The 8,985-nt window shown below is 66.7% G+C and carries 6 protein-coding genes; 2 read left to right on the top strand and 4 right to left on the bottom strand.

The genetic code is table 11. The features are described 5' to 3' along the window. Positions 1-138: 138 nt before the first annotated feature. From ACP5E6_RS14260 to ACP5E6_RS14275, 4 genes are read right to left on the bottom strand one after another with little or no spacing between them, the layout of a single operon-like run. Positions 139-2,550: a GcvT family protein gene (locus tag ACP5E6_RS14260; RefSeq protein WP_427955003.1), complete on the bottom strand. Its 2,412-nt coding sequence runs from the start codon at positions 2,548-2,550 to the stop codon at positions 139-141. 13 nt (positions 2,551-2,563) lie between these two features. Continuing rightward, positions 2,564-3,463: a choline/ethanolamine kinase family protein gene (locus tag ACP5E6_RS14265; RefSeq protein ID WP_427955010.1), complete on the bottom strand. Its 900-nt coding sequence runs from the start codon at positions 3,461-3,463 to the stop codon at positions 2,564-2,566. 15 nt (positions 3,464-3,478) lie between these two features. Beyond that, positions 3,479-4,648: an iron-containing alcohol dehydrogenase gene (locus tag ACP5E6_RS14270; RefSeq protein WP_427955004.1), complete on the bottom strand. Its 1,170-nt coding sequence runs from the start codon at positions 4,646-4,648 to the stop codon at positions 3,479-3,481. Position 4,649: 1 nt separating this feature from the next. After that, positions 4,650-6,032: a glutamine synthetase family protein gene (locus tag ACP5E6_RS14275; protein WP_427955005.1), complete on the bottom strand. Its 1,383-nt coding sequence runs from the start codon at positions 6,030-6,032 to the stop codon at positions 4,650-4,652. 210 nt (positions 6,033-6,242) lie between these two features. Between ACP5E6_RS14275 and qhpR the strand changes: the two genes are divergently transcribed. Together qhpR and ACP5E6_RS14285 are read left to right on the top strand one after the other, a co-directional pair. Further along, positions 6,243-7,346 carry an AraC-like transcriptional regulator QhpR gene (gene qhpR, locus ACP5E6_RS14280; RefSeq protein WP_427955007.1) on the top strand — a complete coding sequence of 368 codons (1,104 nt, stop codon included), beginning with the start codon at positions 6,243-6,245 and terminating at the stop codon, positions 7,344-7,346. Between the two features lie 3 nt (positions 7,347-7,349). Further along, positions 7,350-8,900: an amino acid permease gene (locus ACP5E6_RS14285; RefSeq protein WP_427955009.1), complete on the top strand. Its 1,551-nt coding sequence runs from the start codon at positions 7,350-7,352 to the stop codon at positions 8,898-8,900. Positions 8,901-8,985 lie beyond the last annotated feature (85 nt).

Raw genomic sequence — 8,985 nt, forward strand, 5'->3', positions numbered from 1 at the left:
TGACGCCGCGCGCGTCGCGCGCGGTCAGCAAGGGTTCGGAGCCTGGTTCAGTGCCGCCGTCCATCGGGTCAGTATGGCGAGGCGGCGGGCTTCAGGCAAGCGCGGGGGTTACCCGATCAACATGGGATCACCATTGGATCACCATTGCCGGGCACAGGCGACGGTGCGGGACCCGACGTCGAGCGTGAAGGCGGGGGTGGTGAAATAGGTGTCGATCGTGCCGGAGGGGGCGCGGAGGTAGCCGAAGCCGATCGGTTTGCCGATCGTGTGACCGAAGCCGCCGCTGGAGAGCCAGCCGACCGGGATTCCATTGTGGCGGATGGTCTCCCGGCCGATCAGGGTGATGGCGGGGTCATCGACGGTGAAGCCGCACAGGCGCTTGCGCAGGGGTTGGCCGCGTTGGGCGCGGATCGCCTCGGCGCCGAGGAAGTCGAGCGGCTTGCGATCCTTGACCGCCCAGCCGAGACCGGCTTCGAGCGGCGTATGGTCGGGGCCGATGTCGCTGCCCCAGGCGCGGTAGGCTTTTTCCAGGCGGAGCGAGTCGATGGCGCGGTAGCCGGCGTTGACGATGCCGTGCGGCGCGCCCGCGGCCATCAGGGCGGCGTAGACCGTGAGGGTGAATTCGGTCGGGACGTGCAATTCCCAGCCGAGCTCGCCGACATAGGAGACCCGCAGGGCGCGGATGGGGGCGCCGGCGATGAAGATGGCGCGGGCGGCGGCGAAGGGGAAGGCGGCGTCGCTGAGATCGGCGGGGGCGGTGGTGGCGGCGGCGAGCACCGCGCGCGCGCGTGGCCCCATCAGGCTGAGGGTCGCGAAACCGGAGGTGACATCGATCAGATGGGCGTCGTGGCCCTGGGGGATGTGGCGGGTGATCCAGTCGAAATCATGGGTGGCGAAGCCGGTGCCGGTCACGATGTAGAAATGCTCGGGGGCGAGGCGGGCGATGGTGAGGTCGCATTCGATGCCGCCGCGATGGTTGAGCATTTGGGTATAGACGAGTTTGCCGGGCGGGACCCGGATGTCGTTGGCGCAGATGTAGGACAGGGCGGCTTCGGCGTCGCGGCCGATCATTTCGAATTTGGCGAAGGAGGATTGGTCGAACAGGGCGACGGCGTTGCGGGTGGCGTGATGTTCGCGGGCGACGGCGTCGAACCAGTTCGGGCGGCCGAAACCGGGTTCGTCGGCGGGTATTTCGCCGGGGGCGGCGAACCAGTTCGGGCGTTCCCAGCCGAGTTTTTCGCCGAAACAGGCGCCGGCGTCGCGCAGCACGGCATAGAGCGGCGAGCGGCGCGCGGGGCGGGCGCTGTGGTATTCCTCATGCGGCCAGGCGATTGCATAGTGGCGGGCGTAGGCTTCGAGGGTGCGGGTGCGCACCCAGGCGACATCGCGATGCGGACGGCCGAAGCGGCGGATGTCGACCGGCCAGAGATCGTAGGGTGGTTCATTGCCGGCGACCCATTCGGCCAGCGCCTTGCCGGCACCGCCGCCGGCGGCGATGCCGAAGGCGTTGAAGCCGGCGCCGATGAACAGCCCGTGGCACTCGGGCGCGGCGCCGAGGATGAAATTACCATCCGGGGTGAAGCTTTCCGGACCGTTCAGCAGGGTTTTGACCCCGGCGGTGAGCAGGGCGGGGACCCGGCCGACCGCCAGCTCCATGATCGGCTGGAAATGATCCCAATCCGAATTGAGCAGTTGGAAATTGAAGCCCTGGGGAATCCCCTCGACCGCCCAGGGGATCGGGTTGGGTTCGTAGCCGCCCATGACGAGGCCGCCGACCTCTTCCTTGTAATAGGTCAGGCGGTCGGGGTCGCGCAGGGTCGGCAGGGTCGGGGTGACGCCGGGAATCGCTTCGGTGACGATATATTGATGCTGCACCGAGACCAGCGGCACCGCGACGCCGATCGGGGCGCAGAGATCACGGCTCCATTGGCCGGCGCAGACGATGACGGCCTCGCAGGCGATGGCGCCCTGGGGGGTGGTGACGCCGGTGGCGCGGTTGCCGGTGAGGGTGATGCCGGTGACGGCGATGTCCTCGATGATGCGCGCGCCGGCCATGCGGGCGCCGCGCGCGAGGGATTGGGTGATGTCGGACGGGTTGGCCTGACCATCGCTCGGCAGGAAGGCGGCGCCGATCACATCCGTGATGTCCATCAGCGGCCAGAGCGATTTTGCCTCGGCCGGGCTGAGCAGGTGCATCTCGAGGCCGAACGAGCGGGCGGTGGCGGCCTGGCGTTGCAGCTCGGTCCAGCGGTCGGGCGTGCAGGCGAGGCGCAGGCCGCCGTTCTGTTTCCAGCCGGTGGCGAGGCCGGTTTCGGCTTCGAGCGTGGCGTAGAGTGCGACGGAATGGCCGAGGAGCTGGGTGATGTTGGCGTTGCTGCGCAACTGCCCGACCAGCCCCGCCGCGTGGAACGTGCTGCCGGAGGTGAGTTTGTGGCGTTCGAGCAGAACGATGTCGCGCCAGCCGAGGCGGGCGAGGTGGTAGGCGGTGGCACAGCCGACGATGCCGCCGCCGATGATCACCGCCCGTGCCGAGGTGGGGAAATCGTGCATCATGAGGCTCCTGTCATGCGGGGGCGCAGCCGCCGATGCCGAAGGCGGCGCAGGCGAGGTCCAGCCGGGTGGCGTAGGTTTCGGTATAGGCGGGATAGTCGAAATCGGTGGGTGGATCGGCTTCGGAGGCGGCGCTCCAGAGCATTTCGCGCAGCAGCGAGGCGGCGATCAGCGATTGAAACGCGGCGATGCGGGCGGGATCGGCGGTGGCGCCATCATAGGCGGCGAGCAGGGCGATGGCGGCCTCGGGCGGCAGGTCGAGATTGGCGGCGAAATTGGCGAGGTCGAACAGCGGGGTGTTGAAGCCGGCGTAATCCCAGTCGATCAGCCAGAGGCGCGTGCCGTCATCGAGCCAGTTCGCGGCCAGCAGGTCGTTGTGGCAGAACGCCAGGGTGATCGGGCCGGTGCGGTGTTCGAGCGCGGCGTTCAGCGCGGCCAGGGCGGGGAGACGGGCGGCGATCCGGCAGGGGGCGGCGGCGAGGCGGCGCAGATAGGTGGCGTTGACGTGAAACACCCAGAACAGCACGGCGGGCAGCGGCAGATGCGCCGCCATCGTGACATGGCAGCGGCGCAGGAGCGCGAGTGCGGCGCGCAAGGTGGCGGGATCGGCGAAATCGGCTTCGGTCAGGGTGCGGCCCTCGATGAAGCGCGACACCATGACGCCGGGCGCCGCGTGGATCACCTCGGGCGATAATCCGGCGGCGAAGCCGGCGCGCGCCGCCACCTGTTCATGGGCGCGCCAGATGCCGTGGGTCGGGTTGTCCGCGCCGAAGCGCACCACGAATTTGCCGTGCGCGGCGCGCACCAGATAGTTGCGGTTGGTGATGCCGCCCTCGAGCGGGGCGATGCTGACCGGCCCCTGCCAGCAGGGCAGAGCGGCGATGGCCGCCGCGATTTGGCTCGCCACCGGCATCGGCGTCACGCTGGCCTAATCAGCCAGACCGGACGGGTCGCCCGCGAGCGCCGCCGCCAGAATCCGCCGCATGGCCGGGGTATCGGCCGGGCGGGGATTGTCGGGCGTGTTCGGGTCGTGGAACGCCTCGGCCGCCAGCAGGTCGAGCATCGGCGCGGTGACGCCGAGGCTCGCGATGGTGGGGGGGATGTGGAGCGTGTGGCGCAGATCGATCACCCAGTCGAGGAAACCGTCGAACCCGCCGGTGATGCCGAGGCAGCGGGCGGCATGGTCGATTTTCGGTTCGATGCGGGCGCGGTTATAGGCGAGCACATAGGGCATCAGCACCGCGTTGGTCAGGCCGTGATGGGCGTGGCAATGCGCGCCGATCGGGTGGCTGAGCGAGTGGATCGCGCCGAGGCCCTTCTGGAACGCGGTCGCGCCCATGGCGGCGGCGGCGAGCATGGCACTGCGGGCGGGCAGATCGGTGCCGGTGCTGGCGGCGATCGGCAAGGCGCTCCTGATCAGGCGCATGCCCTCGATCGCGATGCCGTCGGCCATCGGGTGATAGGCATCGACGCAATAGGCTTCGAGATTATGGGCGAGCGCGTCCATCCCGGTCCAGGCGGTCAGGTTTGCGGGCAGGCCGAAGGTGAGTTCGGGGTCGAGCACGACGACGCGCGGCAGCATCGATGGATGGAGCAGGATGATTTTGCGGCACGCCGCCGGATCGGTGATCACCGAGGCGCGGCCGACTTCCGATCCGGTGCCGGCGGTGGTCGGGATCGCGATGATCGGCACCATCGCCCGGTCGAGCGCCGGGGCGGTGCGGGTGATTTCGAAATCCCACAACGGCTGCGAGGTCGCCGCGGCCAGCGCGATGGTTTTGCCGCAATCGAGCGCGCTGCCGCCGCCGATCGCGATGATCAGATCCGCCTGATGGGCGGTGAACGCGGCGACGCCGGCCTCGACATCGGTGCGCAGCGGGTCGGGGTGGGTGCCGGTGAAGCGGGCGACCGCGATGCCCTGGGCCGCCAGCGCCGCCGCGATCGGCGCGAAGAACGGCAGTTGCGCGACCTGCGGGTCTGACACCAGCAAGGCGCGTCTGGCGCCGAGATCACGCGCGCGGCCGGGAAGATCGGCGATGCGGCCCGGACCGGCCAGAACCTCGGTCGGGAAGCGCCAGGTGCCGTTCAGAGAAGTCATGTTACATCCTTTCGAAGCTGCGGACCCGCTCCCAGTCGGTCACGGCGGCGCCGAACGCCTCGATTTCGACCTCGGCCATGCGGGCGTAATGGGCGACCACCTGATCGCCGAAGGTTGTGCGGACGAAATCGCTGCCGCGCCAGAGCGCCAGGGCGTGATCCATGCTGCGCGGCACCCGGGGCAGATCGCCGTGATAGGCGTTGCCGCGCTGGGCGCCGGCGGGGGGCAGGGCGCGCTCGATGCCGTCGAGCCCGGCGGCGATCATGCCGGCGAGGGCGAGGTAGGGGTTGACGTCGCCGCCTGGCAGGCGGTTTTCGACGCGGAGCGAGCGGCCATGGCCGAGCACGCGGAACGCGCAGGTGCGGTTGTCATGCCCCCAGACCAGCGCGGTGGGGGCGAAACTGCCGATCGCGTAGCGCTTGTAGGAGTTGATGTTGGGGGCGAACAGCAGCGATAATTCCGCCGCGTGCGCGGCCAGGCCGGCGAGGAAATGACCGAACAGCGTGGAGTGGCCGAGCCCCTCGGCGAAGACCGGCCGGTTCGCCGCATCGCGCAGGCTGAGGTGGATGTGGCAGGAATTGCCCTCGCGCTCGTTGAATTTCGCCATGAAGCTGATCGCGCACTCGAGCTCCTGCGCGATCTCCTTGGCGGCTTCCTTGTAGAGGACGTGGCCATCGGCGGTGTCGAGCGCGCGGCCATAGGCGAAGTTGATTTCGTGCTGGCCGAGATTGCACTCGCCCTTGGAATTCTCGACCTGGATGCCGGCGGCCTCCATCGCGTTGCGGATCCGGCGGATCACCGGTTCGACCTTGGCGGTGCCGAGGATCGAGTAATCGACATTGTGCAGATTGGCCGGGTCGAGATTGCGGTAGCCGCGCTTGGCGCATTCGTCGTAGCTGTTGCGGAACAGGAGAAACTCAAGCTCGGTCGCGGCGTAGGCGGAAAACCCCGCCGCTTCGAGCCGCGCGATCTGGTGCTTGAGAATGCTGCGCGGCGCCACCGGGGCCAGGCGCCCATCGTGACCCGCGATGTCACACAGCAGGATCGCGGCACCGTCCTGCCAGGCGGCGCGGCGGAGCGTGGCGAGGTCGGGTTGGAACACGAAATCGCCGTAGCCGCGATCCCAGGAGGCGAAATCATAGCCCGATACCGGTGTCATTTCGACATCGACCGCGAGCAGGTAGTTGCAGCCCTCGGATTGTTCGGCGAGCACGGTATCGAGAAAGAAGCGCGGCATCACCCGCTTGCCCTGCAATCGCCCCTGCATGTCGGGTGCTGCCATGATGATGGTATCGATGCTGCCCTGCTCGATCAGATCGCGCAGATCGGCGAGGGTGAGCGCGCCCGGCTGCGGTTCGGTCGGTTTGGAATGATTCTGATCCATGGGACACCTCCGGTTGCTCTTGTTGCACAGGTAAACTCTCGGCCGATTGACATTAGAAGACAAGCAACGCGTGGAATTTGTGTTGAAATGTCAAACCAACGGGGGCGGAATTTGCCACACTCCGCTGGTGGAAGGGGATTTCGATTATGATTGCGCTGCCAATGGCGATCGGTTCATGATGAAGCCGCGATCTGCTGACGCGGGAGGTTCATGACGCATCCGTCCGTCTCATCACCGGGTCCTGCCGGCCATGTTCTGGCCGCTGCCGCCTGCGGCGTGACCGACTTCATCCATGCCTGCGGCGCCGACCCCGATCGGATTTTGGGCGAGGTCGGCTTCAATCCGCGCGATCTCGAGGACCCATGCGCCACCGTGCCGCTCGCGCGCTATGTCGCGATGATGGAGGCGGCGGCGCGGCGCAGCCACAATCCCCGGTTCGGACTTGGCTTTGGTCAGCAATTTCAGCCGGAACAACTCGGCCTGATCGGCCAGCTCGCGCTCGCCGCCCCCGATATCGGCACCGGCCTCGCCGCGTTTGCCCGTTGTTTCGGCCTGCATCAGCAGGATACCGAAACCCGCCTGGTGCGCGAGGCCACGATGTTGCGGCTGGAGTATCGCATCATCGATCCGGAAATATGGTCGCGCCGGCAGGACGCCGAGCTGACCATGGGCATGTTCGTCAATTTGCTGCGCCGCGCGCTCGGCTCGCGGCTCGATGTCGAGGAAGTCTGGTTCGAACACCCCCAGCCCGAACAATCCCACGCGCATGAGGCCGCCTTTGGCGCGCCGGTTTTTTTCAATGCGGCGACCAATGCCATCACGTTTCGCGCCACCGGTCTCGACCGTCCGATGCCGGGGCGTGATCCGGCGCGCTTCGTCGCGCTGGCGGAAGACCTCCGGCGGATCGGCAGCGGCGCGCGTCCGCTCGACCTGATGCCGCTGGTGATGAGCGAGATCCGCCGCTGCCTCGCGGATGGTCCGCCCGGAATCGACCGCATTGCCGAGCGTTTGCGCGTGCCGCGCTGGACCTTGCAGCGGCGCCTCGCGGAGCATGGCGTCTGTTTTTCGAGCTGTGTCGATCAGGTTCGGGCCCGGCTCAGCCTGATTTATCTGGCTGAGCCGCATATCTCGATCGCCGCGATCGCCGAATTGCTCGGCTATTCCGAGGTCAGCGCGTTTTCGCGCGCCTGCAAACGCCTCCACGGTGCCGCCCCCGACGCGGTGCGCCGGGGGCTTACCCGATCGCCAGCCCACAACCAGCCCGGGCGACACAGCCCGGCACAGACGGACCGTTTCATCGTTATGGGAGACTGAAACATGACCACCGATCCGGATCAGGCACGCATTCTCGCTGAAGACACCGCGACATTGCACAAAATGGGCTATGCTCAGGAACTGGCCCGGCGGATGGGCGGATTTTCGAATTTTGCCGTGGCTTTCTCGATCATTTGTATTCTCGCTGGCGGCATCACCTCGTTCCAGTCCGGCTTCTCGGCCGCCGGGCCGGGGGGTGTGATCATCGGCTGGATCGTCGGTTCGGTGTTTGCCCTGATCGTCGGCGCCTCGATGGCGCAGATCGCCTCCGCCTATCCGACCGCGGGGGCGCTGTATCACTGGTCCTCGCTGCTCGGGGGCCGCGGCTGGGGCTGGGCGACCGCGTTTGTCAATCTGCTGGGTCTGATTTTTGTCGTCGCTTCGGTCAATGTCGGGGCGTATGATTTATTCACCAGCCTGATTCTGGGCAACATGTTCCATATCGACACGTCGCACTGGGGGTTGTGGCAACAGACGATCGCCGTGGTCCTGATCACGCTCAGCCAGGGGTTGTTCAACCAGCTCGGCATCCGCACCACCACCAAGCTGATCGATTTTTCCGGCTATCTGATCTTTTTCATCGCCATCGTCCTGACCATCACGTTGCTGGTGGGCGCGCAGCATTATGATTTCGGCCGCCTCACCCGGTTCATCAATTATTCCGGCAAACCGGGCGGCGGCGTGGTGCCCGCGAGCAAGAGCCTGTTCTATCTGTTCCTGCTCGGATTGCTGCTGCCGCTTTATACGATCACCGGCTTCGATGGCGCGGCGCATACCTCGGAAGAGACCATCAACGCCCGCCGCATCGTGCCGCGCGGCATCATGAATTCGATTTTCTGGTCGTTCGCGTTCGGGCTGGTGATGGAAGCCGCCATCATTCTCGCGATGCCCAATCTCGACAAGGCCGCCGCCCAGGGCGGCAACGTGTTCTTTGATCTGCTCGGCAACCTGCCGGTGGCGACCCCGGTGAAAGACCTGCTGTATGTGGGGATCGTGGTTTCGAACTATCTTTGCGCGCTTGCCGGCGTCACCTCGACCTCGCGGATGATCTTTGCCTTCGCGCGTGACGGCGGCCTGCCGGGACATAAGATCTTTCGTCACGTCAGCGTCAGGCACCGCACCCCGGTCGGCGCGATCTGGCTGACCGTGGTTCTCTCGATCGCGGCGACGCTGTATTCGCCCGCCTTCGCGGCGCTGGCCGCCGGCTGCGCGATGTTCCTGTATATTTCCTATGCCATGCCGATCGCCGCCGGCCTGTTCGCCGAGGGCAAGACCTGGACCGAATTCGGCCCGTTCCGTCTTGGCGTTTTCTCCAAGCCGCTGGCGCTGCTCTCGATCCTGGGCGTTCTTGTCCTGATCTATATCGGCATCCAGCCGCCGAACAATATTCTGATCAGTTATGGCCTCGGCCTGATCGCGCTGATGCTGGTGCTGTGGTTCGGCGTTGCGCGCACCCGGTTTCCAGGGCCGCCGATCAGCCGCGAGGCGATCGCCGCGCGCGCCGGGGAGATCGCCGCCGAGGAACAGGCGGTGCACCAGGGGGCCGCGGAATGAGGCGGCGCTAGAGTGTTATGCTTTCATCTCAACGCTCTAGCTCTATGTTTTTTCGAGCGATTTCATGCGATTATGTTGCCGCTGT

Source organism: Acidiphilium sp. (assembly GCF_049977125.1).
Lineage (GTDB): Bacteria > Pseudomonadota > Alphaproteobacteria > Acetobacterales > Acetobacteraceae > Acidiphilium.

Bases quoted from the DNA above. Each gene is read 5' to 3' on its own strand.
- ACP5E6_RS14260 (WP_427955003.1), bottom strand. From the start codon at position 2,550: ATGCACGATTTCCCCACCTCGGCACGGGCGGTGATCATCGGCGGCGGC.
- ACP5E6_RS14265 (WP_427955010.1), bottom strand. From the start codon at position 3,463: ATGCCGGTGGCGAGCCAAATCGCGGCGGCCATCGCCGCTCTGCCCTGC.
- ACP5E6_RS14270 (WP_427955004.1), bottom strand. From the start codon at position 4,648: ATGACTTCTCTGAACGGCACCTGGCGCTTCCCGACCGAGGTTCTGGCC.
- ACP5E6_RS14275 (WP_427955005.1), bottom strand. From the start codon at position 6,032: ATGGATCAGAATCATTCCAAACCGACCGAACCGCAGCCGGGCGCGCTC.
- qhpR (WP_427955007.1), top strand. From the start codon at position 6,243: ATGACGCATCCGTCCGTCTCATCACCGGGTCCTGCCGGCCATGTTCTG.
- ACP5E6_RS14285 (WP_427955009.1), top strand. From the start codon at position 7,350: ATGACCACCGATCCGGATCAGGCACGCATTCTCGCTGAAGACACCGCG.